The organism is Pseudomonas salomonii (genome assembly GCF_900107155.1).
GTDB lineage: Bacteria > Pseudomonadota > Gammaproteobacteria > Pseudomonadales > Pseudomonadaceae > Aquipseudomonas > Aquipseudomonas salomonii.
This window is the reverse complement of sequence record NZ_FNOX01000001.1, coordinates 375,121-401,327: the sequence shown is the minus strand read 5'-3', so window position 1 is coordinate 401,327 and position 26,207 is coordinate 375,121. Positions and strand designations below refer to the sequence as shown.

The 26,207-nt window shown below is 61.3% G+C and carries 25 protein-coding genes and 1 other RNA gene; 8 read left to right on the top strand and 18 right to left on the bottom strand.

Annotation, left to right across the window (positions count from 1 at the left end; genetic code table 11):
• Positions 1 to 26 precede the first annotated feature (26 nt).
• From ftsA to rsmI, 16 genes are all read right to left on the bottom strand, one after another.
• Positions 27 to 1,292, bottom strand: a complete 1,266-nt coding sequence (gene ftsA / locus BLV67_RS02005) for a cell division protein FtsA (RefSeq protein ID WP_017138181.1) — start codon at positions 1,290 to 1,292, stop codon at positions 27 to 29.
• A 15-nt stretch (positions 1,293 to 1,307) separates the two neighbouring features.
• Positions 1,308 to 2,177 (bottom strand): cell division protein FtsQ/DivIB, encoded by an 870-nt coding sequence (locus BLV67_RS02000; RefSeq protein WP_065912523.1) that lies wholly within the window; start codon positions 2,175 to 2,177, stop codon positions 1,308 to 1,310.
• A 4-nt stretch (positions 2,178 to 2,181) separates the two neighbouring features.
• Positions 2,182 to 3,138 (bottom strand): D-alanine--D-alanine ligase, encoded by a 957-nt coding sequence (locus BLV67_RS01995; RefSeq protein WP_065912517.1) that lies wholly within the window; start codon positions 3,136 to 3,138, stop codon positions 2,182 to 2,184.
• Positions 3,135 to 4,580 carry a UDP-N-acetylmuramate--L-alanine ligase gene (murC, locus tag BLV67_RS01990; protein WP_065912514.1) on the bottom strand — a complete coding sequence of 482 codons (1,446 nt, stop codon included), beginning with the start codon at positions 4,578 to 4,580 and terminating at the stop codon, positions 3,135 to 3,137. The genes BLV67_RS01995 and murC overlap by 4 nt, the downstream gene beginning before the upstream one ends.
• Positions 4,573 to 5,643, bottom strand: coding sequence for an undecaprenyldiphospho-muramoylpentapeptide beta-N-acetylglucosaminyltransferase (gene murG / locus BLV67_RS01985; protein ID WP_017138185.1), 1,071 nt, complete (start codon positions 5,641 to 5,643; stop codon positions 4,573 to 4,575). The genes murC and murG overlap by 8 nt, the downstream gene beginning before the upstream one ends.
• A complete protein-coding gene (gene ftsW / locus BLV67_RS01980) occupies positions 5,633 to 6,850 on the bottom strand; it encodes a putative lipid II flippase FtsW (protein ID WP_065912510.1) in 1,218 nt (405 codons plus the stop codon). Before ftsW ends, murG begins: the two co-directional genes overlap by 11 nt.
• On the bottom strand, positions 6,847 to 8,193 hold the full coding sequence (gene murD / locus BLV67_RS01975; protein ID WP_069786097.1) for a UDP-N-acetylmuramoyl-L-alanine--D-glutamate ligase: 1,347 nt from the start codon (positions 8,191 to 8,193) through the stop codon (positions 6,847 to 6,849). Before murD ends, ftsW begins: the two co-directional genes overlap by 4 nt.
• Before the next feature lie 6 nt (positions 8,194 to 8,199).
• On the bottom strand, positions 8,200 to 9,282 hold the full coding sequence (mraY, locus tag BLV67_RS01970) for a phospho-N-acetylmuramoyl-pentapeptide-transferase (protein ID WP_017138188.1): 1,083 nt from the start codon (positions 9,280 to 9,282) through the stop codon (positions 8,200 to 8,202).
• Positions 9,282 to 10,652, bottom strand: coding sequence for a UDP-N-acetylmuramoyl-tripeptide--D-alanyl-D-alanine ligase (locus BLV67_RS01965; RefSeq protein ID WP_069786096.1), 1,371 nt, complete (start codon positions 10,650 to 10,652; stop codon positions 9,282 to 9,284). The genes mraY and BLV67_RS01965 overlap by 1 nt, the downstream gene beginning before the upstream one ends.
• Positions 10,645 to 12,108 carry a UDP-N-acetylmuramoyl-L-alanyl-D-glutamate--2,6-diaminopimelate ligase gene (locus BLV67_RS01960; RefSeq protein ID WP_069786095.1) on the bottom strand — a complete coding sequence of 488 codons (1,464 nt, stop codon included), beginning with the start codon at positions 12,106 to 12,108 and terminating at the stop codon, positions 10,645 to 10,647. Before BLV67_RS01960 ends, BLV67_RS01965 begins: the two co-directional genes overlap by 8 nt.
• Entirely contained in the window at positions 12,108 to 13,850 is a 1,743-nt protein-coding gene (locus tag BLV67_RS01955) for a peptidoglycan D,D-transpeptidase FtsI family protein (protein ID WP_163005432.1), read from the bottom strand. The genes BLV67_RS01960 and BLV67_RS01955 overlap by 1 nt, the downstream gene beginning before the upstream one ends.
• On the bottom strand, positions 13,850 to 14,143 hold the full coding sequence (gene ftsL, locus BLV67_RS01950) for a cell division protein FtsL (RefSeq protein ID WP_056858984.1): 294 nt from the start codon (positions 14,141 to 14,143) through the stop codon (positions 13,850 to 13,852). The genes BLV67_RS01955 and ftsL overlap by 1 nt, the downstream gene beginning before the upstream one ends.
• On the bottom strand, positions 14,140 to 15,087 hold the full coding sequence (rsmH, locus tag BLV67_RS01945; protein ID WP_017138192.1) for a 16S rRNA (cytosine(1402)-N(4))-methyltransferase RsmH: 948 nt from the start codon (positions 15,085 to 15,087) through the stop codon (positions 14,140 to 14,142). The genes ftsL and rsmH overlap by 4 nt, the downstream gene beginning before the upstream one ends.
• Positions 15,084 to 15,539: a division/cell wall cluster transcriptional repressor MraZ gene (mraZ, locus tag BLV67_RS01940; RefSeq protein ID WP_003171868.1), complete on the bottom strand. Its 456-nt coding sequence runs from the start codon at positions 15,537 to 15,539 to the stop codon at positions 15,084 to 15,086. The genes rsmH and mraZ overlap by 4 nt, the downstream gene beginning before the upstream one ends.
• Positions 15,540 to 15,894: 355 nt before the next feature.
• An RNA gene (gene rnpB / locus BLV67_RS01935) (RNase P RNA component class A) lies at positions 15,895 to 16,248 on the bottom strand.
• 96 nt (positions 16,249 to 16,344) lie between these two features.
• Positions 16,345 to 17,250, bottom strand: coding sequence for a 16S rRNA (cytidine(1402)-2'-O)-methyltransferase (gene rsmI, locus BLV67_RS01930; protein ID WP_167365867.1), 906 nt, complete (start codon positions 17,248 to 17,250; stop codon positions 16,345 to 16,347).
• 165 nt (positions 17,251 to 17,415) lie between these two features.
• Between rsmI and BLV67_RS01925 the strand changes: the two genes are divergently transcribed.
• From BLV67_RS01925 to BLV67_RS01910, 4 genes are all read left to right on the top strand, one after another.
• The gene (locus BLV67_RS01925; RefSeq protein ID WP_065912499.1) at positions 17,416 to 19,227 is read left to right on the top strand and encodes a penicillin-binding protein activator; all 1,812 of its coding nucleotides are present in this window, start codon (positions 17,416 to 17,418) and stop codon (positions 19,225 to 19,227) included.
• Complete coding sequence (locus BLV67_RS01920; RefSeq protein ID WP_069786093.1) at positions 19,227 to 19,598, top strand: YraN family protein; 372 nt, start codon at positions 19,227 to 19,229, stop codon at positions 19,596 to 19,598. Before BLV67_RS01925 ends, BLV67_RS01920 begins: the two co-directional genes overlap by 1 nt.
• Before the next feature lie 92 nt (positions 19,599 to 19,690).
• Positions 19,691 to 20,284, top strand: a complete 594-nt coding sequence (locus BLV67_RS01915) for a phosphoheptose isomerase (protein ID WP_007904374.1) — start codon at positions 19,691 to 19,693, stop codon at positions 20,282 to 20,284.
• The gene (locus BLV67_RS01910) at positions 20,281 to 20,862 is read left to right on the top strand and encodes a BON domain-containing protein (protein WP_017138196.1); all 582 of its coding nucleotides are present in this window, start codon (positions 20,281 to 20,283) and stop codon (positions 20,860 to 20,862) included. The genes BLV67_RS01915 and BLV67_RS01910 overlap by 4 nt, the downstream gene beginning before the upstream one ends.
• A gap of 68 nt (positions 20,863 to 20,930) precedes the next feature.
• Here the strand turns inward: BLV67_RS01910 and BLV67_RS01905 are convergent, their stop codons facing one another.
• Positions 20,931 to 21,710 (bottom strand): YiaD family glycine zipper/OmpA-like lipoprotein, encoded by a 780-nt coding sequence (locus tag BLV67_RS01905; protein WP_056858988.1) that lies wholly within the window; start codon positions 21,708 to 21,710, stop codon positions 20,931 to 20,933.
• 244 nt (positions 21,711 to 21,954) lie between these two features.
• The gene (locus BLV67_RS01900; protein WP_056858989.1) at positions 21,955 to 22,599 is read right to left on the bottom strand and encodes an MBL fold metallo-hydrolase; all 645 of its coding nucleotides are present in this window, start codon (positions 22,597 to 22,599) and stop codon (positions 21,955 to 21,957) included.
• 136 nt (positions 22,600 to 22,735) lie between these two features.
• Here BLV67_RS01900 and BLV67_RS01895 point away from each other — a divergent pair, with 136 nt between their 5' ends.
• From BLV67_RS01895 to BLV67_RS01880, 4 genes are read left to right on the top strand one after another with little or no spacing between them, the layout of a single operon-like run.
• Positions 22,736 to 23,326, top strand: a complete 591-nt coding sequence (locus BLV67_RS01895) for a paraquat-inducible protein A (protein ID WP_069786092.1) — start codon at positions 22,736 to 22,738, stop codon at positions 23,324 to 23,326.
• On the top strand, positions 23,323 to 23,967 hold the full coding sequence (locus BLV67_RS01890) for a paraquat-inducible protein A (RefSeq protein WP_069786091.1): 645 nt from the start codon (positions 23,323 to 23,325) through the stop codon (positions 23,965 to 23,967). The genes BLV67_RS01895 and BLV67_RS01890 overlap by 4 nt, the downstream gene beginning before the upstream one ends.
• Positions 23,948 to 25,597: a PqiB family protein gene (locus tag BLV67_RS01885; RefSeq protein ID WP_069786090.1), complete on the top strand. Its 1,650-nt coding sequence runs from the start codon at positions 23,948 to 23,950 to the stop codon at positions 25,595 to 25,597. Before BLV67_RS01890 ends, BLV67_RS01885 begins: the two co-directional genes overlap by 20 nt.
• Before the next feature lie 14 nt (positions 25,598 to 25,611).
• Positions 25,612 to 26,172, top strand: coding sequence for a PqiC family protein (locus tag BLV67_RS01880; protein ID WP_069786089.1), 561 nt, complete (start codon positions 25,612 to 25,614; stop codon positions 26,170 to 26,172).
• Positions 26,173 to 26,207 lie beyond the last annotated feature (35 nt).

Genomic DNA, 26,207 nt, shown 5'->3' with positions numbered 1-26,207 from the left:
ACTGACTGCGGTGTTGCGGTAAATCTTTAGAAATTGCCTTTTACCCAAGCCTGCAGCCGCTCGAACAACGGCGCTTTGGCTTCGTCGTCGCCGCCACGGTAGCTGTCACGGATGCTCGGGCCCGACAGGGAAATGCCGTCGGTCTGCTTTTGCAGCCCGTACAACAGCAAGCCCACACCGGTGGAATAAATCGGGTTGCGCACCACGTCGCCCAGGCCTTTGACGCCATGGGGCACGCCCAGGCGCACGGGCATGTGGAAGATTTCCTCGGCCAGTTCGACCGCGCCTTCCATCTTCGAGGTGCCACCGGTCAGCACGATCCCGGCCGGGATCAAATCTTCGTAGCCGCTGCGGCGCAGTTCAGCCTGGATCAGGGTGAACAGCTCGTCGTAGCGTGGCTCGACCACTTCGGCCAGGGCCTGGCGCGACAGTTCGCGCGGTGGACGGTCGCCCACGCTCGGCACCTTGATGGTTTCACCGGCGCCGGCCAGTTTGGCCAGGGCGCAGGCGTAGCGGATCTTGATTTCTTCGGCGTACTGGGTCGGTGTCCGCAGCGCCATGGCGATGTCGTTGGTGACCTGGTCGCCCGCAATCGGGATCACGGCGGTGTGACGGATCGCACCTTCGGTGAAGATCGCGATGTCGGTGGTGCCGCCGCCGATGTCGACCAGGCACACGCCCAGCTCTTTTTCGTCGTCGGTGAGTACGGAGTAGGCCGAGGCCAACTGCTCAAGAATAATGTCGTCGATTTCGAGGCCGCAGCGGCGCACGCATTTCTCAATGTTCTGTGCGGCGTTGACGGCGCAGGTCACCACGTGAACCTTGGCTTCCAGGCGTACGCCCGACATGCCCAGCGGCTCGCGCACGCCTTCCTGGTTATCGATCACGTAGTCCTGCGGCAGGGTGTGCAGCACGCGCTGGTCAGCCGGGATCGCCACGGCCTGGGCAGCGTCGAGTACGCGCTCAAGGTCGGCCGAGCTGACTTCACGGTCGCGAATCGCCACGATGCCGTGGGAGTTCAGGCTGCGGATATGGTTGCCGGCCACGCCGACGAACGCCGAGTGAATCCGGCAACCGGCCATCAGCTGCGCTTCTTCAATGGCGCGCTGGATCGACTGCACGGTGGACTCGATGTTCACCACCACGCCTTTCTTCAGGCCCCGGGACGGATGCGTGCCGATACCGACGATTTCGATCACACCGTCTTCCCCGACCTCGCCGACCAGCGCCACCACTTTGGAGGTGCCGATATCGAGACCGACGATCATTTTTCCGCTTTGCACGTTTGCCATGGGTCCTGCCTCTTCTTAATTCTTCGCGACAGCGGGTTTGGCTGTCGTCGGCGCAGCTGGTTCACGCCAGCCGACGGCCAGGCCGTTGGCGTAACGCAGGTCGACGCTCGCAATGTTCGTAATCTGTTCTTTCAAGGTCTTGTCATAGATGGCAATAAAGCGGCGCATCTTTTCCACCAAGCGGTCGCGTCCCAGCAACAACTCGATGCCCGGGCCGGAACTGCCTGCCCCGGTGGTCAAAAACCAGCTGCCCCGCTCACGCAGTTCCAGGCGTGCGATGGAGAAACCCAGTGGCCGCAGCATCTGGCTCAACGCCTGATACTGCTGCATCACTTGCTGCTGCGCCCGCTGCGGCCCGAACAGCTGCGGCAGGTGCTCATAGTTGGCCACTTCACGCGGCGCAAACGCCTGGCCCTGGTTGTTCAACAGCGCGCCATCGCCCCAACGGGCCACGGGCAGTTGTTCTTCCAGGCGAATCGTCACCTGGTCCGGCCATACACGGCGGACTTCGGCGTGGGCGATCCACGGCATCTGTTCCAGCTCTGCGCGCATGCCCGCCAGGTCGATGGTAAAGAAGCTCGCCGCCAGGTACGGGCCGATGCGCTGCTGTACCGCTTGCTGGCTGATGTAGCTCAAGTCGCCCTGCACGCTGATCTTGGTGATCGGCCGGTCGGCATACGGCAACAGGCGTTGTGCGCCCTCGTAAGTGCCGAAGCCCAACGCCACCAGCAATACCGGCCAGAACAGCGCTTTGAGAAAACCAAAGTTGGCTTTCGGCAGGCGCGCCGACATCGGCTCTTTAGCCACCATTCGGCTGGCACCTCGGGGCACCGGCTTGCGGCTGGGCACTGGAGGTGGCTGATGACGAAGCGATGCGCCGTTCATGGGGTTAGCCTCTTGGCTCAATGCTTGCGGCCAGGATCGCCAGCACCAACTGCTGGAAGTCCAGACCGGCAGCACGGGCTGCCATAGGTACCAGGCTGTGATCGGTCATGCCCGGAGCGGTGTTGACTTCAAGGAACCAGAAATGCCCTTGGTCATCCTGCATCACGTCTGCCCGCGCCCAACCGGCGATACCCAGTGCCTCACAGGCTTTCGCCGTGAGGTCCATCAATTCCTGTTCCTTGGTTGCGTCGAGGCCACACGGGATCCGGTACTGAGTATCGGAAGCCACGTACTTGGCGTCGTAGTCGTAAAAGGTGTGGGGCGTGCCCAATGCGATAGGTGGCAATACCTGGCCACGCAGGGTGGCGATGGTGTACTCGGGACCCTGGATCCACTGTTCCACCAACACTTGCGAATCGTAGGTACTTGCCGCTTTCCATGCGTCGATCAATTCAGCGGCCGAGTTCACTTTGGCCATGCCGATACTGGAGCCTTCATGGGCAGGTTTGACGATCAAAGGCAGGCCCAGTTCCTTGGCTGCAGAAATACAATCGTCTTCGCTGCACAGCACGCTGTGACGCGGGGTTGGAATACCCAGGCTGTGCCACACCTGCTTGGTGCGCAACTTGTCCATGGCCAGTGCCGACGCGAGGATGCCGCTGCCGGTGTAAGGAATACCCAGGCACTCCAGCAAGCCTTGCATGCTGCCGTCTTCACCGCCACGGCCGTGCAGAATGATGAAGGCACGGTCGATCTTCTCGGCCTGCAAGCGGGCGAGGAAATCGTCGCCCACATCGATTCCGAATGCATTTACGCCGGCGCTTTGCAGCGCTTGGAGCACGGCATTGCCGGACTTGAGCGAGACCTCGCGCTCAGCGCTTTTACCGCCGAACAACACGGCCACACGGCCGAAGTCGGCAGGCGTGATGGTCGAGAACAGGGAGCCGTAGTCAGTGATCATTTCGACTTCCCCTTCGCCGCCGCAAACAGCGGGCTGGCGAGCAGCTTGGGCGCAAGGCCACCGATATCTCCGGCGCCCTGGCACAGCAGGATGTCACCGGCACGCAGCAGCGGCTTGACGATCGGCGCCAGGTCCACACCGCGTTCGATGTAGATCGGGTCCAACTGGCCGCGCTGACGGATGCTGTTGCACAGCTTGCGGCTGTCGGCGCCCGGAATCGGCTCTTCACCGGCCGGGTAGACTTCCATCAGCAGCAGCACGTTGGCATCGGCCAATACATTGACAAAGTCGTCGTACAGATCGCGGGTGCGGCTGTAGCGATGCGGCTGATACACCATCACCAGGCGACGCTCCGGCCAGCCACCGCGCACGGCTTTGATCACCGCAGCCACTTCGGTCGGGTGGTGACCGTAGTCGTCCACCAGCATCACGTCGCCGCCTTCTACCGGCAGTTGGCCGTAGACCTGGAAGCGCCGACCAACACCGGCAAAACGCGACAGGCCTTCGACGATGGCCTCATCGCTGACGCCTTCATCGGAAGCAATGCAGATGGTCGCCAGCGAGTTCAATACGTTGTGATTGCCCGGCATGTTCACCGACACGTCCAACGGCTCGCGGTCAGGGCGCAGCACGGTGAAGAAGGTTTGCATGCCTTCCTGGCGCACATTGATCGCGCGCACGTCGGCGTCTTCGCTGAAGCCGTAGGTCACGGTTGGGCGTTTGACCGATGGCAGGATCTCACGCACCACCGGATCGTCCAGGCACACCACGGCCAAACCGTAGAACGGCAGGTTGTGCAGGAACTCGACGAAGGTTTTCTTCAACTTGTTGAAGTCACCGTCGTAGGTGGCCATGTGGTCTTCGTCGATGTTGGTCACCACAGCGACCAGCGGCTGCAGGTGCAGGAAGCTCGCATCACTTTCATCGGCTTCGGCGATCAGGTAACGGCTGGTGCCGAGCTGGGCATTGGTGCCGGCTGCATTCAGGCGGCCACCAATCACGAAGGTCGGGTCCAGGCCACCGGCGGCGAACACCGAGGCGATCAGGCTGGTGGTGGTGGTTTTGCCGTGCGTACCGGCCACGGCAATGCCATGGCGATAGCGCATCAGCTCGGCCAGCATCTCGGCGCGTGGCACCACTGGAATACGGCGCTCAAGAGCGGTGGCCACTTCCGGGTTGGAGGTGTTCACGGCGCTGGACACCACCAGCACGTCAGCCTCGGCGGCGTTCTCGGCGCGGTGGCCGATGAAAATCTGCGCGCCAAAAGACTTGAGGCGATCAGTGACCGGCGACTCTTTCAAGTCCGAGCCGGACACCTGGTAGCCCAGGTTCAGCAGTACTTCGGCAATCCCGCACATACCCACGCCGCCGATGCCGACGAAGTGGATACGACGGATGCGGCGCATTTCGGGCTGCGGCATGGCTTTCTGATTCTCAACCATGGGCCACCTCCAGGCAGATATCGACCACGGTGCGGGTTGCGTCAGGTTTAGCCAGGCGGCTTGCGGTGCTCGCCATGCTGTTGAGTCGTTCCGGTTGCATCAAAACCTCGGTCAGGCGTGCGGCCAAATCGGCGGCGCCAGTCGTTCTTTGCGGCAGCAGGAAGGCAGCGCCCTCCCCGGCCAAATATTCGGCGTTGCGGGTCTGGTGATCGTCGATGGCGTGGGGCAAAGGCACCAGCAAGGACGGCAGACCGGCGGCGGCCAGTTCACTGACGGTCAGCGCACCAGCGCGACAGACCACCAGGTCGGCCCAGCCATAGGCATGGGCCATGTCTTTGATGAAAGGCTGTACGTTCGCCTCGACACCGGCCTCGCGATAGCGGGCAGCGGTGATTTCATCGTGGTTTTTACCGGCCTGGTGGAACACCTCGGGACGCAGGTCCACGGGCAGCAGCGCCAGGGCTTCGGGCAGCAATTTGTTCAGCGGTTCGGCGCCCAGGCTTCCGCCCAGGATCAGCAAGTGCGGCTTGCGCCCTTCCAGCGCCTGACGAGCAATGGCCATGAACAGTTCGGTGCGCACGGGGTTACCGGTGGTACGCAATTTGTCCGAGGCGCCGAAGGTCTTCGGGAACGCCTCGCACACCCGGCTGGCCAACGGCACCAGCAGGCGGTTGGCCGTACCGGCGACGGCGTTCTGTTCGTGCACGATCACCGGTACGCCGGCGAGCTTGGCGGCAACACCACCCGGGCCGGTCACATAACCACCGAAACCGAGCACGCACACCGGCTTCAACTCACGAATCACTTTGCGCGCCTGCCACACCGCCTTGAGCAACACGAACGGTGCCTTGAGCAGGGACAACTTGCCCTTGCCACGCAAGCCGGTGACGTTGATCAAGTGCAGCGGCAAGCCGGCATTGGGGACCAATTCGTTTTCGATGCCACGTGGCGTACCGAGCCAATGCACGGTGTAGCCACGGTTCTGGAATTCACGCGCGCACGCCAGGGCCGGGAACACATGGCCCCCGGTGCCGCCCGCCATGATCAGCACGTTAGCGCCCATGGTTCGGCTCCTCGGCAAAATCGCTCTCGCTGAATTCCATCTCTTCGCTGCCAAGGTGAGTACGGCTCTCCCACTCGATGCGCAGCAGCAAGCCCAGGCACACGCAGCAGATAACCAACGAGCTGCCGCCGTAGCTGAGAAACGGCAGGGTCAAACCCTTGGTCGGCAAGCGACCGATGTTTACCCCGATGTTGATCAGCACTTGACCGATCCACAAAAACGCCAGGCCGTAGGCGACATAGGCTGCGAAAAACTGCTTGGCTTTCTCGGCCCACAGACCGATGTAAAGCGCCCGCACACAGACGAACATGAACAGTGCAACGGTGCACAGCGAACCCACGGCACCCAGTTCTTCGGCAAGCACGGAGAACACGAAGTCGGTATGCGCTTCCGGCAGGTAAAACTGCTTCTGCACGCTATTGCCCAGCCCCACACCCAGCCAGCCGCCGCGACCAAAGGCGATCAGCGCCTGGGTCAACTGGTAGCCGGAACCGAACTGATCGGACCAGGGGTCGGTAAAGGTAATCAGGCGCGCCATACGGTACGGTTGCGCTTCCACCAGCAGGTAAACCGCGACCACCGCCAACACCACCATCATGGCGAACCGGAACAAGCCCACACCGCCGAGGAACAGCATGGCTGCCGCCGCGCCCATCATTACGACGGTGGCACCGAAGTCGGGCTCCATCAGCAACAGGCCAGCCATGGGCAGCAGCACGATGAACGGCTTGAAGAAGCCCATCCAGCTTTCGCGCACTTCCTTCTGGCGACGCACCAGGTAACCGGCGAGGTAGATCACCACGAACACCTTGGCGATTTCCGACGGCTGCACGTTAAACGCGCCGAAGCCGATCCAGCGCATCGAACCGTTCACCTCACGGCCGATGCCGGGCAGGATCACCATAATCAGCAAACCAAACGCGCCGATCAGCATCATCCAACCCAGGCGCTGCCAGGTGGCGATGGGGATCATCATGGTGACGATACAGGCGCCGAGGCCAATCACCAGGTACACCAGGTGACGGATCATCATGTACAGGGTGTTGCCCGACTGCACCGCGGCCACTTCCGAGGACGCCGAGGTGATCATGACCAGCCCCAGGCCCAGCAGCGCCAGGCAGCCGGCGAGCATCGGGAAATCGAGGTCGATACCACGACCGGTGATGATCGGCGATGGGTACGGCTTGATGATATTTCTGAAATTCATGCCAAGGCCTCCACGGCGCGAGCGAACAGCTGGCCGCGCTCTTCGTAGTTCTTGAACATGTCGAAACTGGCGCACGCCGGCGACAGCAGCACCGCATCCCCCGGCTGAGTCAGGGCCTTGCAGTGGGCAATGGCATCGTCCAGCGAGGTGGCGCGCACCTGCGGTACAGCGTCGCCCAACGCGGCGGCGATCAGGTCCGAGTCACGGCCGATCAGCACCACGGCGCGGCAATGTGCAGCCACCGGGCCTTTAAGGTCTTTGAAGTCGGCACCCTTGCCGTCGCCACCGGCGATCAGCACAAGCTTGCCGTCGATATCAGCGCCAAGCCCTTCGATGGCTGCCAGTGCGGCCCCCACGTTGGTGGCCTTGGAATCGTTGTAGTAGCTCACGCCATTGAGGTCGCGCACCCACTGGCAGCGATGCTCGAGGCCGCCGAAGGTGCGCAGGCTCGAGAGCATCGCATCAAATGGCAGGCCGACGGCGTGACCCAACGCCAAGGCCGCCAAGGCATTGGATTGGTTGTGCGCGCCACGGATTTTCAGCTCGCGCACCGGCATCAGGTTCTGGAATTCGAAGGCCAGGTATTTCTCGCCGTTCTCTTCACGAATGCCGAAGGCTTTGAAATCAGGTTTGCCCAGGCCAAAGGTCCAGCAAGGCATGCCTTCGCCCATCAGCGGACGGCTCAGGGCATCCTGGCGGTTGACCACAAATTGCCTGGCACCGCGGAAAATCCGGTGCTTGGCCAAGTGGTACGCCGGCAGGCCGCTGTAGCGGTCCATGTGGTCTTCACTCACGTTCAACACGGTGGCGACTTCAGCCCCCAGGTCGTGGGTGGTTTCGAGCTGGAAGCTCGACAGCTCCATCACGTACAACTCGACATCGTCACTGAGCAGGTCCAGCGCCGGCGTGCCGAGGTTGCCGCCCACGGCCACGCGCTTGCCGGCCGCAGCCGCCATTTCGCCGACCAGGGTGGTCACGGTGCTTTTCGCGTTGGAGCCGCTGATGGCCACGATCGGTGCCTTCGCGTGACGCGCAAACAGGTCGATGTCGCCGGACAGCTTCACGCCACGGGCCGCAGCTGCTTGCAGGGCCGGTGTCGCCAAGGCCAGGCCGGGGCTCACGTAGAGCTCGTCGGCACGGCACAGAAACTCGACATCCAGCTCGCCACAACGCACTTCCACGTGCGGGTAGTCACGGCGCAGCGTGACCAGCTCCGGTGGATTTTCCCGCGTATCGGCCACGGCAAACGACGTGCCCCGGTTCGCCAGGAAGCGAACCAGGGACATGCCGCTCTTGCCGAGGCCGACAACGATGCGGAAGTGGTCTGAAGCGATCAGGGACACTCGTTTCTACCTCAGTTTCAGGGTGGCAAGGCCGACCAGTACCAGAATCACGGTGATGATCCAGAAGCGGACAATCACACGTGGCTCGGGCCAGCCCTTGAGTTCAAAGTGGTGGTGAATCGGCGCCATGCGGAACACACGACGCCCGGTCAATTTGAAGGAAGCCACCTGGATGACCACCGACAGGGTTTCCATCACGAACACACCGCCCATGATGAACAGCACGATTTCCTGGCGGACGATCACCGCGATGGTGCCCAAGGCTGCGCCCAGCGCCAGCGCGCCGACGTCGCCCATAAAGACTTGTGCGGGATAGGTGTTGAACCACAGGAAGCCAAGGCCCGCGCCGATCAGCGCGCCGCAGAACACAATCAACTCACCCGCGCCCGGTACATACGGAATCAGCAGGTATTCAGCGAATTTCACGTTACCCGACAGGTAGCAGAAGATACCCAGCGCACCACCGACCATCACGGTCGGCATGATTGCCAGACCGTCGAGACCATCGGTCAGGTTCACCGCGTTGCTGGAGCCGACGATCACGAAGTAGGTCAGCACCACAAAGCCAACGCCCAGTGGAATGCTGGCGTCCTTGAGCATCGGAATGATCAAGGTGGTTTCGACGGCGCTTGGCGCGGTCATGTACAGGAAGATCGCGGCGCCAAGGCCAAACACCGACTGCCAGAAGTACTTCCAGCGGCTGGGCAAACCCTTGGAGTTTTTCTCGATCACTTTGCGGTAGTCATCGACCCAGCCGATCGCACCGAACAACAGGGTCACCAGCAGCACGGTCCACACATAGCGGTTATGCAGGTCGGCCCACAGCAAGGTGCTGATGCCGATGGAAGACAGGATCAGCGCACCGCCCATGGTCGGGGTGCCGGATTTGGACAGGTGCGACTGCGGGCCGTCATTACGAACCGATTGACCAATTTGCAGGTTCTGCAGGGTGCGGATCATCCACGGCCCCAGGAACAGCGACAAAGACAGCGCAGTCAGCACACCCAGGATCCCGCGCAGGGTCAGGTACTGAAAGACCGCGAAGCCTTTGTGGAACTGTTGCAGATACTCAGCCAGCAGCAGCAGCATTAATGTTTCTCCGTACTTGAGCCACACAAGGCCGCGACGACGTTTTCCATCACCGCGCTGCGCGATCCCTTGATCAAAATGGTTGTTTGTTTGTCGTGTTCAGCCGCCGCCAGCGCCTGGATCAGCTCGGCCTGGGTAGCGAAATGCCGCGCGCCGAGGCCGAAGGTGTCAACGGCGTGGGCCATGTTCGGGCCAACGGCGTACAGCGCGTCGACTTTGCCGCTCGCGTAGGCGCCCACTTCGCGGTGGGACTGCTCGGCCCAGTCGCCCAGCTCAGCGATATCGCCCAGCACCAGCACCTTGCGCCCGGCGAAGCTTTTAAGCAGGTCGATAGCGGCGCAGATGGAAGACTGGTTGGCGTTGTAGGTGTCATCAATCACACGCATGCCGTTGGTCGCCAGTTGCGCCACGGTGCGGCCCTTGACCGGCTGCACCGCGCCCAGGCCGGTGGCGATACCGAACAGCGATACGCCCAGGGCGCAGGCGGCAGCGGCGGCGGCCAAGGCATTGGCGACGTTATGGTTGCCCAGCAGGTTCAGTTGCACGTGCTCGCTGCCTTGCGGTGTGTGCAAGGTGAAGGACGGGCAACCACGGGCGTCGACGGTGATGTCGGCTGCGTGGAAATCAGCGGCGGCGTTGAGCACGGCAAACGTCAGCACCTTGCGACCGGCGGCGCGTACACGCCAGGTCTCGAAGGCCTTGTCGTCGAGGTTCAATACAGCCGTGCCCGAGGCATCCAGGCCTTCGAGAATCTCGCCCTTGGCTTCGACGATTTTCTCCGGGCCACCGAACTCACCCACGTGGGCGGTACCGGCATTGTTGATAATCGCCACGTGAGGCTTGGTCAGCGCCACGGTGTAAGCGATTTCGCCGACGCGCGAAGCGCCCAGCTCGATGACCGCCGCCGTGTGTTCCGGGGCCAGTTCGAGCAAGGTCAGCGGCGCGCCGAAATCATTGTTCAGGTTGCCACGGGTGGCGAGTACCGGCCCGCGCGTGCGCAACACGCCGGCGAGCAGCTCCTTGACCGTGGTTTTGCCGCTGGAACCGGTGATGGCCGCAACCGGCTTACCAAATGCGGCACGGTTCAGCGCGCCCAACTGGCCGAGGGCCAGACGGGTATCGGCAACCAGCAATTGCGGCAGCGCCGAGTCCGTGACTTCACGCTGCACCAAGGCCCCCACGGCACCTTTGGCGGCGACTTCGTTCAGGTAGTCGTGCCCATCGAAACGCGGGCCGGCCAGTGCAACAAACAATTGCCCCGGCTTGATGTTACGACTGTCGATACTGACGCCGTCGAAGCTGCAATCGCTCGACACTACGCGGGCCGACAAGGCCTGGGTCAGTTCGCTGAACGTCATCGCCTTAAGCATGGGCGACCTCCCAGGCAGTCAAGGCGTGATCAGCCTCGACCAGATCAGAGAAGGCATGGCGTTCGCCGTTGATTTCCTGATAGTCCTCGTGACCTTTACCGGCCAGCACCACCACGTCGTCAGCACTGGCGCTGGCGATCAATTGGGCAATGGCGGCGCCGCGACCAGCAACGAAGGTGGCCTTGGTGGCGTCTTTAAAGCCGACACGGATGTCGTCGAAAATCTGGCGCGGGTCTTCGCTGCGCGGGTTGTCGTCGGTGACGAGCACGCCATCGGCCAGGCGCTCGACGATTTCAGCCATCAGCGGGCGCTTGCCGCGATCACGGTCACCGCCGCAGCCGAACAGGCAGAGCAATTTGCCTTTGGCGTGTGGGCGCAGGGCTTCGAGGACTTTTTCCAGCGCGTCCGGGGTGTGGGCGTAATCGACCACCACCAGCGGCTGTGAACCGCCACCCAAACGCTGCATGCGACCGGCCGGGCCTTCGAGCTTGGGCAGTACCCGCAGGATTTCGTCCAGGGCGTAGTCCAGGCCAAGCAATGCACCAACAGCCGCCAGCACGTTGCTCAGGTTGAAACGCCCGAGCAAGGTGCTGCGCAAGTGATGTTCGCCCTGGGGCGTGACCAGCGTGGCGAGCACGCCTTCGTCATTAAATTGGGCTTCGCGGCAATACAGATACGCGCTGGCGTCTTCCAGGCTGTAAGTGATCAGGCGTGCTTCGCTGTCGTCGGCAGCCAGTTGGCGGCCGAAGGCGTCATCCAGGTTGACCACCCGGCACTTCAAGTCATTCCAGGCGAACAGCTTGGCCTTGGCGGCGGCGTACGCCTCCATGGTGCCGTGGTAGTCGAGGTGGTCGCGAGACAGGTTGGTCATCACCGCCACGTCAAACGCCAAGGCCGTCACGCGGCCCTGGTCCAGGCCGTGGGAAGAGACTTCCATGGCCACCGCCTTGGCACCGGCCTTTTTCAGGTCGGCCAGGGTCGCTTGCACGGCGATCGGGTTCGGTGTGGTGTGCAGGCCGCTTTGCAGCGATCCGTAAAAACCAGTGCCCAGGGTGCCGACAATGCCGCAATGCTGGCCCAGCAGATCGAGTGCCTGCGCGACCAATTGGGTCACGCTGGTCTTGCCGTTGGTGCCGGTCACGCCGATCAGGTTCAACTGACGGCTCGGGTCACCATAAAAACGCCCGGCGATGTCCGACAGCTGTGCAGCCAGACCCTTGACCGGAATCAATGGCACATCGGTGATCGGCAGCACGGTGGCGCCATCCACTTCATAAGCCACGGCGGCCGCGCCACGTTGCAGGGCATCGGCGATGTGCGCACGGCCATCGAGCTTGCCGCCGGGCACCGCCAGGAACAGGTCACCGGCGCGTACATTACGGCTGTCCAGGCTCAGCTCACGAATCAGCAGATCGCGTCCGGCGTGGGCAAAAATCTTGTTCAGGCTAAGAGACATCAGCCGCGCCCTCCATTGGCTTTGACAGCTGCGGCCGGTGGCCCGGCGTTCGCTTGTTGAGTCGGCGGCAGGTTATCCGGCGTGATGTTCATCAGGCGCAGGGTGCCGGACATCACTTTGCTGAACACCGGCGCCGATACCAGGCCGCCGAAGTAGCCGGCCTTGCTGGGTTCATCAATCACTACGACGATGGCGAAGCGCGGATCGCTCATCGGGCCGAAGCCGGCGAACAGCGAGCGGTAAGAGTTTTCGGCGTAGCCCTTGGTACCGACCGAGGTCTTACGTGCAGTACCGGACTTGCCGGCCACGTGATAAGCCGGCACCTGCGCCCGGAACACACCGCGCGGAGCTTCGATCACTTGTTGCAGCATGCCTTGCATGGTCTTGGCGACGTTTTCCGGGATCACCTGGGTGGCTTTCGGCGCTTCGTCGATGTGGATCAAGCTCAGCGGAACCATTCGGCCATTATTGGCCAATACAGAGAAAGCGTGGGCCAGCTGGATCGCGGTAACCGACAGGCCGTAGCCGTAGGAGAGCGTGGCAGTCTCTGCTTTTTTCCAGTCGCGGTAGTTCGGCAGGTTGCCCACGCGTTCGCCTGGGAAATCCAGGCCGGTGGGTTGGCCCAAACCGATTTTTTGCGCCAGGTGATAGATGGTCTCGCCGCCGATATCGAAGGCAACCTTACTCATGCCGACGTTACTGGAGTTGATCAGAATACCTGTCAGATCCAGCACCGGACCTTCGCTGCGGGACACGTCACGAATGGTGTATTTGCCCAACTGCAAGGTGCCTGGGTAAACCTCGACCTTGTCGGTCGGCTTCCAGCGCCCGGTTTCCAGGGCGGCACTCATGGAGATGGCTTTCATGGTCGAACCCGGCTCGAACACGTCGATCATGGCGCGGTTACGCATCATCGCCGGTTGCAGGTTGCGACGGTTGTTCGGGTTGTAGGTCGGCTGGTTGACCATGGCGAGAATCTCGCCGGTCTTGACGTCCATGATCACCAGGCTACCGGCCTTGGCGCCGTTCTCGATGATCGCGTTGCGCAGCTCGCGGTTGGCCAGGTACTGCAGACGCAGGTCAATCGACAACGCCAAGGGCTTGCCGGCCTTGGCGTTTTTGGTCACCTGGACATCTTTGATCAGTCTGCCGCGTCGATCCTTGATGACCTGCCGTTTGCCGGGCACGCCGGCCAGCCATTCGTCGTAAGCCAGCTCCACACCTTCACGGCCGTGGTCATCAATGTCGGTAAAGCCAACCATATGCGCGGTGGTTTCACCGGCCGGGTAGAAACGACGAAACTCCTCGATGCCATAGACACCGGGGACTTTAAGGTCGAGCACTTGCTGGCCCTGCTCGGGCGTCAGCCCACGCACCAGGTAGATGAATTCTTTGTTGGCCTGGGCTTCCAGGCGCTCGCTCAAGGCTTTAGGGTCCTGGCCCAGCGCGGCAGCCAGCTCAGGCCATTTGTCCTTGGCGGTTTGCAGTTCCTTGGCATTGGCCCACAGGGTGGTCACCGGCGTACTCACGGCCAGAGGCTCGCCGTTACGGTCGGTGATCAGGCCGCGGTGCGCAGGAATCGGGATATGCCGCAGGCTACGGGCGTTACCCTCGCCGATCAGGAAGTCGCGGTCGATCACTTGCAGGTCGATAATCCGCCAGGCAATCGCGCCGGCCATCAGGGCCAGGATGCCGAGCATCAGGCGGAAGCGCCACGGATAGAGTGCACCTTCGAGTTTCATCATGGCGCCACCATCCGCACTTCAGCTGCGCCAGGGATGTGCATTTTCAACTGCTCGGTGGCGAGCGTTTCGATGCGGCTATGGGCCGTCCAGGTGCTTTGCTCAAGAATCAACCGGCCCCATTCCGCCTGCGCTTTATCACGCACACTCAATTCCCCGTACAGGGTGTTGAGCAGTTGACGGTTGTAGTGGGCGCTGTAAGACACCGCAATCGCGGACACCAGCACGCCGACAAACAGCAGCAACATAAAGAAGCTGCCGCCCGGGAGGGGCTTGGCGAAAAGCTTGCTCACCGCAGCTTCTCCGCGACGCGCATAACGGCGCTACGGGAACGTGGGTTGGCCTTGAGTTCGGCTTCGGAGGCGAACTGCGCTTTGCCATGGATTTTGATTTTCGGCACAAAGGCCTCGAAACGCACCGGCAGGTTGCGCGGCAGGTTATCGGACTCGCCCTTGACCAAACGACGCATGAACAGTTTGACGATGCGGTCTTCCAGGGAGTGAAAGCTGATCACCACCAGGCGACCACCCACTTCCAGGGCGTCCAGTGCGGCTTCGAGGCCGGCTTCCAGATCGCCCAATTCGTTATTGACGTGAATGCGCAGGCCCTGGAACGCACGGGTCGCCGGGTTCTTGCCCTTTTCCCACGCAGGGTTCGCGACCTTGAGCACTTCAGCCAGGTCGGCGGTGCGCTCGAACGGCTGGATTTCACGGCGCTCGACCACGGCACGGGCCATACGGCCGGCGAAGCGTTCTTCACCGTATTCCTTGAACACGCGGGTGATTTCTTCATGGGGCGCAGTGGCGATGAACTGCGCAGCGCTGATGCCACGGGTCGGGTCCATGCGCATGTCGAGCGGACCGTCGTTCATGAAACTGAAGCCGCGCTCGGGGTCGTCAAGCTGTGGCGAAGATACGCCCAGGTCGAGCAAAACCCCGGCCACCTTGCCTGCCATGCCGCGCTCGGCGACTTCGGCACCCAACTCGGCAAAGCTGCGCTGCACAACGACAAAGCGGCCGTCTTCGGCCGCTAGCGCTTGCCCGGTGGCAATCGCTTGAGGGTCTTTGTCAAACCCGAGGAGTTTACCGTCGGACCCGAGCTGGCTGAGTATCAACCGGCTGTGCCCGCCCCTGCCGAAGGTGCCATCCACATAGCAGCCATCCGCGCGTACGGCGAGAGCCTCAACGGCTTCGTCAAGCAGTACGGTGATGTGGTTAAAGCCGCTATCAATAGTCACAGGATCAAATCACGCAGTTCGTCAGGCATAGCGCCCGGTTGTTGAATAGCAGCCAGGTCTGCTGCAGAAACAGCATCCCAGGCATCTTCGTCCCACAATTGGAACTTGTTCAGTTGGCCCACCAGCATTGCGCGCTTATCCAGCTTGGCGTACTCGCGCAAGCGCGGAGGCACCAGGAAACGACCACTGCCATCGAGTTCAAGGTCGACGGCATTACCTATCAGCAGACGCTGGAGGCGGCGGTTTTCTTCACGCAACGAAGGCAGAGCGCGCAACTTGGTTTCGATCAACTCCCACTCATCGAGGGGGTAAACACACAAACAAGGGTCAACGGCGTCAATCGTGATGATTAACTGGCCTGAACTTCGCGAAATGAGCTCGTCACGATACCGGCTCGGCATGGCGAGACGGCCTTTTGCATCGAGACTGATAGCGTTAGCTCCGCGAAACACAGATGCGTTTCTCCAAATTTTAGCGTTTTACGTTCAAAAAACCCACTTTGTGCCACTTTCCGCCACTTGCGCACACTATAGGAATGCGCCCACCACACCGTCAAGGCACGGATTCAAGGAAAAGCCTTACAGAACGGAGATTTAGGAGCGTAAAAGGAGGAGAAACGCGAGTTCAGCGTTGTTTTTGACTCAACAACCGCAAATAGCTCATGGAGCTATGGCTTAAAGTTAAAGTGATTTATTAAGAGTAAGATTTTTTTGGTATTACGAAGATGCATCTGCCAATGATTTGGCAGGGAGGGATTCTTGCGTTACTACCAGGTTTCTGTACGAGACTCGGACAGAAGGAAAAAAGGTGGAGAGTCGATCTATAAGCCGGGTTCTGTCTTGAACAGTCATTCGTCTACGATGGCCATCACTGGACATCTTTAGCAACCTACCCGGTCCCAGCGCGGGCCACGCCTTGGGACCCTATTTGGTCTTGCTCCAAGTGGGGTTTACCTAGCCACGAACTGTTGCCAGACGTGCGGTGCGCTCTTACCGCACCTTTTCACCCTTACCGGCACCGAAGTGCTTAGGCGGTTATTTTCTGTGGCACTTTCCGTAGGCTCACGCCTCCCAGGCATTACCTGGCACTTCGCCCTATGGAGCCCGGACTTTCCTCCCCCCCCTAATTTTCATAGAGGGCAGCGACTGTCCAATCGACTCTCCGCCGCGCAGGTTAACGGCACGACGGCTTCAGGACAAGTATTAAAAGTGCAGCAATGCCATCACGTTCGGACGGGATACCGGTTTAACCCCGGAACTATTCGGCCTTCTGCTTATCGAGCGCGACTTGATACAGCACATTCTTACGCAAGCCGGTAATTTCAGCCGTCAAGGCTGCCGCACGCTTTAGGGGCATCTCTTTAAGCAATAAATCGAGAATACGCATGGCCTCGCTGCCCACCGCGTCTTCATTTTCCGGTGCGGTCCAGCCGGCCACCAGCACCACACACTCACCGCGCTGCTGGTTGCTGTCGCCCTCGACGAACGCCCTGAGCTCTTCCAGTGGCAAGCCCTTGAGGGTCTCAAAGGTCTTGGTCAGCTCCCGGGCCAACAACGCCAGGCGTTCGCCGCCGAACACCAGCTCCATGTCCTGCAAGCACTCGAGAATGCGATGCGGTGCCTCGTAAAAGATCAAGGTACGCTGCTCTTCCTTCAACGCTTGCAGGCGCGCACGGCGCCCAACCGCCTTGGCGGGCAGGAAACCTTCGAAGATAAAACGGTCCGACGGCAACCCGGCAGCCGATAATGCCGCAATCAGCGCGCACGCTCCCGGAACTGGCACTACATTGATACCAGCGGCACGCGCCTGGCGGACCAGGTGGTAGCCAGGGTCGGAAATCAACGGAGTGCCGGCATCCGAGATCAACGCCACATCGTCGCCCGCCAGCAAGCGCGTGATAAAACGGCTGCCTTCTTCGCGTTCGTTATGCTCATGGCACGCGGCTAATGGCGTGCTGATACCAAAATGCTGCATCAAACGCTGGGAGTGCCGTGTGTCTTCAGCCGCGATCAATTTTACGTCGCGCAACACTTTCAGCGCCCGAGCACTGATGTCGTCCAGGTTGCCAATGGGCGTCGCCACGACAAAAAGCGAGCCTGCAGTGGAATTCAAAGGACCTGGAGCAGTCAAAACGCACACCTCGATGGTAAGGAAAAGTCGCATTGTAGCGCGTAGGCGCCTCGATAATATGCCCTCGAGGTCGGCCATCGATGCCGGCTCGCAACATTTACACGACCTAAATCGATGGTTTCACGCCAGTAACATCGCGCCTGGGCCAGTGCTTGGGTACAATTCCACGCTAATTTGATCGGTATCAGGAACACTTACATGATCGCTTGCCTGCGGCTGCTCTCCGCCCTCTGCCTCGCTGCCTTACTGGCCGCGTGCGCCAGCTCGCCCTCGTCCAGCCTTGGCGACCTCCCCCGGACCCCGGATGCCAGTATCGAGCAACTGCTCGAACAGGCCACCAACGCCAGTACGCCAGAAAAGGCCGCGATGTTGCGCCTGAGTGCGGCAGACCTGGCCTACCACCAGAACAACCCTGGCCGTTCGTCGCAGATTCTTGCGCAGGTGCCCCTGGATGTCCTGAAGCCGGCCGCCCAAGTGTTTGCCAGCACCCTGGCCGCGGAACTGGCCATGGCGCGCAATCAGCCCAAAGCGGCGCTGGCCGCCCTGAACCACCCCAGCCTGCAAAGCCTCAAAGAGCTGCCGGCTGACCAGCAGGTGCGAACCGGCAGCGTGCATGCACGCGCCTATGAAGCCGATGGCCAGACCCTGGCTGCCGCGCGTGAGCGGGTCGCCATGGCGCCCTTGCTGACGGGCGATGCCGCCAAGGACAACCACGAAGCCATCTGGGCGCTGGTCGCCGCGCTGCCTGCAGAGCAACTGCAAGCCAGCGGCAACCCGACCCTCGACGGCTGGATCACCCTGGCCCAGGCCATCAAGGGCGCCGGCACCCTGGAGCAACAGCAAGCCGCCATTGATACCTGGCGCGCGCAGAACCCAGGCCACCCGGCGGCAGTCAACCTGCCGACCCCGCTGACCAAGCTCAAGGAGCTGGCCAGCCAGCCGTTGACCAAAATCGCATTGCTGCTGCCGCAGGAAGGCCCATTGTCGGCGGTCGGCAAGGCGCTGCGCGAAGGCTTCATGGCCGCGCATTTCCAGGCTGAACAAGCCGGACAGAAGCCGCCGGTCATCGAGTTCTATGACAGCTCGCGCCTGACCTCCCTGGACGACTTCTATGCCAAGGCCAAGGCCGCCGGTGTGCAACTGGTGGTCGGCCCGCTGGAGAAACCCCTGGTCAAGCAGCTCGCCTCCCGTGGGCAATTGCCGATCACCACCCTGGGCCTCAACTACAGCGAACTTAACGAAAACCCGCCGCAACTGTTCCAGTTCGGCCTGGCCGCCGAAGACGAAGCCCGCGAAGTCTCGCGTCGCGCCCGTGCCGACGGCCTGCACCGCGCCGCCGCCATGGTGCCCCGTGGCGAATGGGGTGAGCGTGTCTATAAAGCCTTCCGTCAGGACTGGGAAGCCAACGGCGGCACCGTGGTGGGCGTCGAGTACGTCGATCAGCCGGTGGCCCTCGCCCAGCAGATTGCCGACCTGTTCCAGTTGCGTAAAAGCGAAGGCCGCGCCAAAAGCCTGCAAAGCACCGTCGGCACCGACGTCGCCGCGCAACCTTCGCGCCGCCAGGACATCGAGTTCATTTTCCTGGCTGTAACCCCGCAACTGGCCCAGCAGATCAAACCAACCCTGAACTTCCAGTACGCCGGTGATGTGCCTGTGTATGCGACGTCCCACGTGTTCAGCGCCAGCGGCGACAAAAACCAGTACCTGGACATGACAAACGTGATGTTCTGCGAAACCCCATGGCTGCTCAACACCACCGACCCGCTGCGCAACCAGGTTGCCGCGCAATGGCCGCAAGCCAATGGCAGCCTTGGCCGCCTGTATGCGATGGGCGTGGACGCCTACCGCCTGGCACCGCGCCTGGGCCAACTCAAGGCACTGCCGGACACTCGCATTGACGGCCTGTCGGGCAACCTGGGCATCGGCGCCTACCAGCGTGTCGACCGCCAGATGCCATGGGCGAAATTCGTCGGTGGCGAGATCCAACGCCTGCCGGACACCCCGCGCTGATGCCCGAGCGGTCCAGCGCACAAAGCGGCAAGGATGCCGAACAGCAAGCTCTGAACTATCTGCAACAACAGGGTCTGCGCCTTCTGGCGCAGAACTGGTTATGTAAACGCGGTGAGCTTGATCTGGTCATGCTTGACGGCGATACAGTAGTATTCGTCGAAGTCCGCTACAGAAAACACGCACAATGGGGTGGCGCGCTCGCCAGTATCGACGGGCGCAAGCGTCAGAAGCTGATACTCGCCGCGCAGTTTTTCCTGCAAAAAGAGCATCGCTGGGCTGACAGCCCTTGCCGTTTCGATGTGGTTGCCATGGAAAGCACACCGGCAGGCCCAGCTGATTTGAACTGGCTCAAAAATGCCTTCGACAGCTGATTGCCCGGATATCTTCACCACACACTTTTGCTCTTTGCTTTGCGGGCTGCACATTTCTGTGCCAAACAGCCGCGCTACTTAAGGTCACACAGATGGACATGCAATCCCGAATTCGCCAGCTTTTCCAGGCCAGCATCGACACCAAGCAACAGGCGATGGACGTACTTGCACCGCACATCGAGCAAGCCAGTCAGGTCATGGTCAATGCCTTGCTCAACGAGGGCAAAATGCTTTCGTGCGGCAACGGCGGTTCGGCCGGTGATGCCCAGCACTTCTCCTCCGAGCTGCTCAACCGCTTCGAGCGCGAGCGCCCGAGCCTGCCGGCCATCGCCCTGACCACCGACTCGTCGACGATCACCTCGATCGCCAACGATTACAGCTACAACGAAATCTTCTCCAAGCAGATCCGCGCCCTGGGCCAACCCGGCGATGTATTGCTGGCGATTTCCACCAGCGGCAACTCGGCGAACATTATTCAAGCGATCCAGGCCGCACATGACCGCGAAATGATTGTCGTAGCCTTGACCGGGCGCGACGGCGGCGGCATGGCCTCGCTGTTGTTGCCTGAGGACGTGGAGATCCGCGTTCCGGCCAACGTCACTGCACGCATTCAAGAAGTCCACCTGCTGGCGATCCACTGCCTGTGCGATCTGATCGACAGCCAACTGTTCGGGAGTGAAGAATGACCGTTAACCGCCTCAGCCTTTTGGCCATTACGCTGTGCCTCGCCATCAGCGGCTGCAGCACGGCAATCACTGCGACACGCGACACACCCATTCAGGATGACCGGGGCACACGCACATTCGGCAGCACCATCGATGATTCGCTGATCGAAACCAAGGTCAAGGTCAACGTCGCCAAGGCTGCTACCGACCTGGGCAACGGCGCCTCGCGCATTGTGGTCACCAGCTTCAACGGCGTGGTACTGCTGGCCGGGCAGACGCCGCGTGCCGACCTCAAGGCCCAGGCCGAACAAGCCGCCTCGACGGTTCAGCGGGTCAAGAAGGTCCACAACGAGCTGCAGGTCATGGACCCGATCACCCTGCTGGCCATCAGCAACGATGCGCTGCTGACCACCAAGATCAAGGCGCAGATGCTCACCGACAGCGGTGTACCCGGCTCGCGCATCAAGATCGTCACCGATAATGGCATCGTCTACATGATGGGCCTGCTGACCCAGGCAGAAGCCACCCGAGCGGCCAACCTGGTCCAGGGCGTGTCGGGCGTGCAGAAGATCGTGAAAGTGTTCGAATACATCGACTGATGTAATCGCCAGCCACAAAAAAGGGCGCCGTGCATTGACTGCACGGCGCCCTTTTTATTGCCCAGGGTTCACTGGTATTGCTGGTACGGGTTGCCCTGGAACTGGTTGTTCTGCTGCGGCGCCTGTTGTTGCTGCTGTTGACCAGGCTGGCCGTATTGCTGGCCGGGGATCGGGCCGAGGTTAACTTCTACGCGACGGTTCTGGGCACGGCCATTGACGTCAGCATTGCTGGCAATCGGGTTATCCGGGCCGGCACCACGGGCGCTCAGGTTGGTCGGGCTGACGCCTTGGGAAGTCAGGTAGTTGGCCACGCTCTGGGCACGACGCTGGGACAGGTCCATGTTCAACTGGCGGCTGCCCGTGCTGTCGGTGTAGCCGACGATCTGGATAGTGTTCTGATTGAACTGCTTCAGAGAGCCAGCCAGGTTATTGAGCGGCGTGTAGAAGCTACTGGCGATGGCATCGGAGTTAGTCGCGAAAGTGATATTACCCGGCATGATCAACTTGATCTGGTCACCCTGGCGCTGCACCTCAACACCGGTGTTGGCCATGCTTTCACGCAGTTTCTTTTCCTGCTGGTCGGCGTAGTAGCCATAACCGGCGGCGCCCAGGCCTGCAATAGCACCACCGATCAGTGCGCCCTTGCCACGGTTGTTATGGTCGATGGCAGCACCCGCCAGGGCACCGGCCAGAGCACCCAGGCCGCCGTATTTGGCGGTTTTGCTGATGCCCCCTTCGGAACCATTGCTGGCCTGTCCCTGGCTGCCGTCATAAGGATTAGGTGAAGCGCAGCCGGACAACAAGGCTACGGCGGTGGCAACAACAAGAAGACGACGCGGAGTAAACATGAAGGGAGCTCCTACTTTTGCATTCTGTGGTGCAAAGGACATTGGCAATCGACCTGTGCGGAGTTTGGAACGCGACAAGCGGTAAAAATTCCGTGGCCGCGCCCCGCGCCAGAACAAACTACTGGCCGCTATCACCGCCAGGGAAACCGTAGCAGACGCAGGCTGAACGCGACCTGCGTTTTTTTGCTACTGCGGTGCTTGAGAGAGAACAGCGCCGGTAAACGAATTATTGGCAGGCGTCCCCTCAAGCCCGCACAAACGGGTTCTCGCGCATCTCATCGCCCAAGCGGGTGTCCGGCCCATGCCCTGTCACCACGGTCGCGCCCTCATCCAGGGTGTACAACCGCTGCTTGATCGAGCGCACTATCGTCGCCTGGTCCCCGCCCCACAGGTCGGTACGCCCCACGCCGCGCTTGAACAAGGTGTCGCCGGCGATCAGCAGCTTGGCATCGGCAAACCAGAAGCTCATCGACCCCGGCGTGTGCCCCGGCGTATGCAGCGCCACCCCGCAACCACAGGCCAGCTCCTCGTCGTCCTCCAGCCAGCGGTCCGGCGACGGCACCGGCGTGTAGGGCACACGAAACATCTGGCATTGCATTTCCAGGTTATCCCAAAGAAATTGGTCTTCTTTGTGCAAATGCAGCGTGGCGCCGGTCTTCTCTTTCAACTGGCCGGACGCCAGGAAGTGATCAAGGTGAGCGTGAGTGTGGATAATGCTCACCACCTTGAGGCCCAGCGCATCGAGGCGCGCCAGGATCAGTTCGTGATTGCCGCCCGGGTCGACCACAATGGCTTTTTTGCTGATCGGGTCGCCGATGATCGTGCAGTTGCACTGCAACGGACCGACGGGGAAGGTTTCGCGGATCAGCACGGGTTTTTCGATATTCATGGGCGTTCCTGCAAGCTCTATGGCACATTCCAGGCGCAGTATGGTGGAGCTTGCTCCGGATTCGAAGAGCCTCAACTGCTAAGCTACTCAAGCGCCATGGAACCCGCACCGCAGCGTCGCATTTGGAGCAAGACGTATGGCCAATTCTCGGATCATCTGCGAACACTGCGATTGCGTGTACGAAAAGGTCACGCTCGCCAAACATCAAAAAGCCCTGTGCATCCGTTGCGCAGGCGTGCTGCAGCGCTACAACGGGCTGTCGGTGCAACAACGCCTGGCACTGACCGTCACCGCAGCGGTGCTGTGGACCTTTGCCAATTTCTATCCGGTGATGAGCATCAGCCTGCAAGGCCTCAAAAACAGCGCGACCCTGTGGGACTCGGTGGTCGCGCTGAGCCTGGGGCCGATCACTTTTATTGCGCTGGTGGCGGCGATCTCGATCATCATCGCGCCGGTGTTTCAGTTGCTGTTGCTGATATGGGTGCTGAGTTTCGCCCTGGCCGGCAAGCGCTCGCCAGCGTTCAAAGTGTGCATGCGCTGGCTGGAAGCGCTGAGGCCGTGGAGCATGCTCGAAGTCTGCCTGCTGGGTGCCATGGTTGCGGTGTTCAAGCTGGCGGGCATGCTCGACGTGATCCCCGGCACCGGCCTGTTCGCCCTCGCCGCCCTCGCCTTGTTGCTGATCCGCATCGCCGGGCGTGACGTACGCGACTTGTGGGACGCCGTATGAACTCGCCACCGACCGCCCGCGAACTCAACCTGTGCCTGTGCCATACCTGCGGCCAGCCGTGCGACATGCGCGACGAACCCAGCGAGTGCGAGCGCTGCGGTGCGCCGCTGCATCGGCGCAAACGCCACTCGCTGACCCGCACCTGGGCCTACATGCTCACGGCACTGGCGTTTTATATCCCGGCGAATTTATTGCCGGTGATGAACACTACGATGCTCGGTTCAGGCGCCGAAAGCACCATCATGAGCGGTGTGCTGGAGTTCTGGCAGCATGGCGCCTGGGACATTGCCCTGATCATTTTCATTGCCAGCATTGCGGTGCCGGGCATCAAGTTTCTCTCGCTGACCCTGCTGCTGGTCACCGTGCAACGCAACAGCCAGTGGGCGCGCAAAGAGCGCTCGAAGCTGTTTCGGTTTGTCGAGCTGATCGGCTACTGGTCCATGCTCGATGTCATTGTGGTCGCGCTGGTGGCCGCGCTGGTGAAGTTCCAGGCGCTGGGCACCATCGAGCCACGTCTGGGCATTTTGTTTTTTGGTCTGGTGGTGGTGTTCACCATGCTCGCGGCCATGAGTTTCGACCCGCGCCTGATCTGGGAAAACCCACACAACGAGGAGATCTCGGATGAGTTCACACAACACTGACACGGCTGCCGGTTCACCGGCGATCAAAACACGGCGCTTCAGCGTTTCGCTGGTGTGGATCGTGCCGATCGTGGCGGTGCTGGTGGGCATCTCGCTGGTGGTGCACAACGTTCTGCAACAGGGCCCGGTCATCGTCCTCAACTTCAAGACCGGCAACGGCCTGGTCGCCAATAAAACCGAGGTCAAATACCGCAACGTGGTGATCGGCCAAGTCTCGGATGTGGCCTTGAGCGATGACCAGAAAAGTGTCAACGCCACCATCAAGCTGGCCAAACAGGCGGAAAGCTTCACCCGTGAAGACTCCAAGTTCTGGGTGGTACGCCCGCGCATCGGTGCCGGTGGCGTGTCCGGCATCGATACCTTGCTGTCCGGTGACTATATCGGCGCCGATATCGGCCAGTCCGATACGCGCGCCAAACAGTTCAAAGGCCTGGAAAACCCGCCGCCCATCACCTACGGCGAGCCGGGCAAGCGCTTCACGTTGCATACCCAGGGCCTGGGCTCGCTGGATATCGGCTCGCCGGTGTACTACCGCAAGATCCCGGTGGGCCAGGTAGTGGCCTACGAGCTGGATGACGATGGCAAGGGCGTGAAGATCGAGGTTTTCGTGCATGCGCCCAATGATGTGTACGTCACCGAAAACACGCGATTCTGGAATGCCAGCGGCATTGACCTGAGCGTCGGCGCCAATGGTTTCGCGCTGAAAACCGAGTCCTTGTCATCGATGTTGGCCGGCGGCATTGCGTTCCAGGCGCCGCCCTACAGCCCCAACGACAAACCGGCCAACGAAGATCACACCTATGAACTGTTCGACGACCAGCAAAGCGCCCTCGCCCCGCCCAGCGGTCAAGGACAATACATGGCACTGCGTTTTGATCAGGCACTGCGTGGGCTCAAAGTGGGCGCGCCGGTGGAATTTCTTGGGGTCGAATTCGGCAAGGTGGTGTCGATCAACCTGGACTTCGATGCTAAAAAACGCAGCTTCCCGATCAACGTCGGCATCGTGATTTACCCGCAGTTGCTCGGCGAAGCCAACACCAAGCTGCTCAAGGCCACCAACCATGACCCCAACGATGAAGCGGGCGGCGTGCGCCTGATTGGCACCTTTATCGAAAACGGCCTGCGCGCCCAGGCCCGCAGCGGCAGCCTGCTGACCGGCCAGCTGTACATCGCTCTGGATTTTTTCCCGAAAGCCGACAAAGTCGCGTTTGACCCGAACCTGCGCCCGGTCAACATTCCGACCATCCCCGGCAATCTGGAACAGTTACAGGAGAAGCTCGAAGGCATCGTCAACAAGGTCAACCAACTGCCGATCGAACGCATCGCCGGCAACCTCGACGGCAGCCTGGTGGAGTTGCGCAAAAGCCTTGCCCAGTTCAACGCCAAGACCCTGCCTGGCGTGCAGAGCACCCTGGGTGACGTGAGCAAGACCTTGCAGTCGGCCAACTCAACCCTGGCCGAAGACTCGCCGCAGCGTGAACAACTGACCCAGACCCTGGATGAACTGGCGCGCATGTCGCGCTCCTTGCGCGAACTGTCGGACTACCTGGGCCGGCATCCGGAATCGCTGATCCGCGGTCGCCCTGACAACGCCGCGCCAACAGACCTGCAAGGGCCACCGCGCAAATGACCATTGGAGCCGCCATGACCTTTCCCTTGAAACTCACCCTGGTCGCCGCGCTGGTGCTGCTCGCGGCCTGTCGCAGTGAGCCGATTGCCTTCCACACCCTGACCCCGGTGCACTGGACTAACAGCACTCAAGCACAGGCCGGTGATATCCGCGTTGAAAGCATCAGCGTGCCGCCCCAGGTGGACCGCGCACAAATCGTGATTCGCCAGGGCGACAGTGGCGTGGCGATCCTTGAAACCCAGTGGTGGGCCGCAACCCTGGCCGATGAGCTGAAAAGCGCGCTGGTGGATCAACTGGCCAACAGTCATTCCCGGCAGCCCCTGTCGTTACGCGTTGAAGTGCAGCGATTCGACTCGGTGCCGGGTCAATATGCACTGCTCGACGTGCGCTGGCGCCTGCGGTCCACCAGTGGCGCAGATGTCGCACCGCTGGCCTGCCGCACTACCTTGCAGACACCGGCAGGCCCGAGCATTGATGACCTGGTGGTGGCGCATCAGAACAACCTCAAGCGCTTTGCCGCGCTGGTCAGCAAAACCGCCGACACGTCGCTCAAAGCCTGCCCGACTGCGCCGTAGCGAGACCACTAAGGGTGTACTCGGTCAAATGTGGG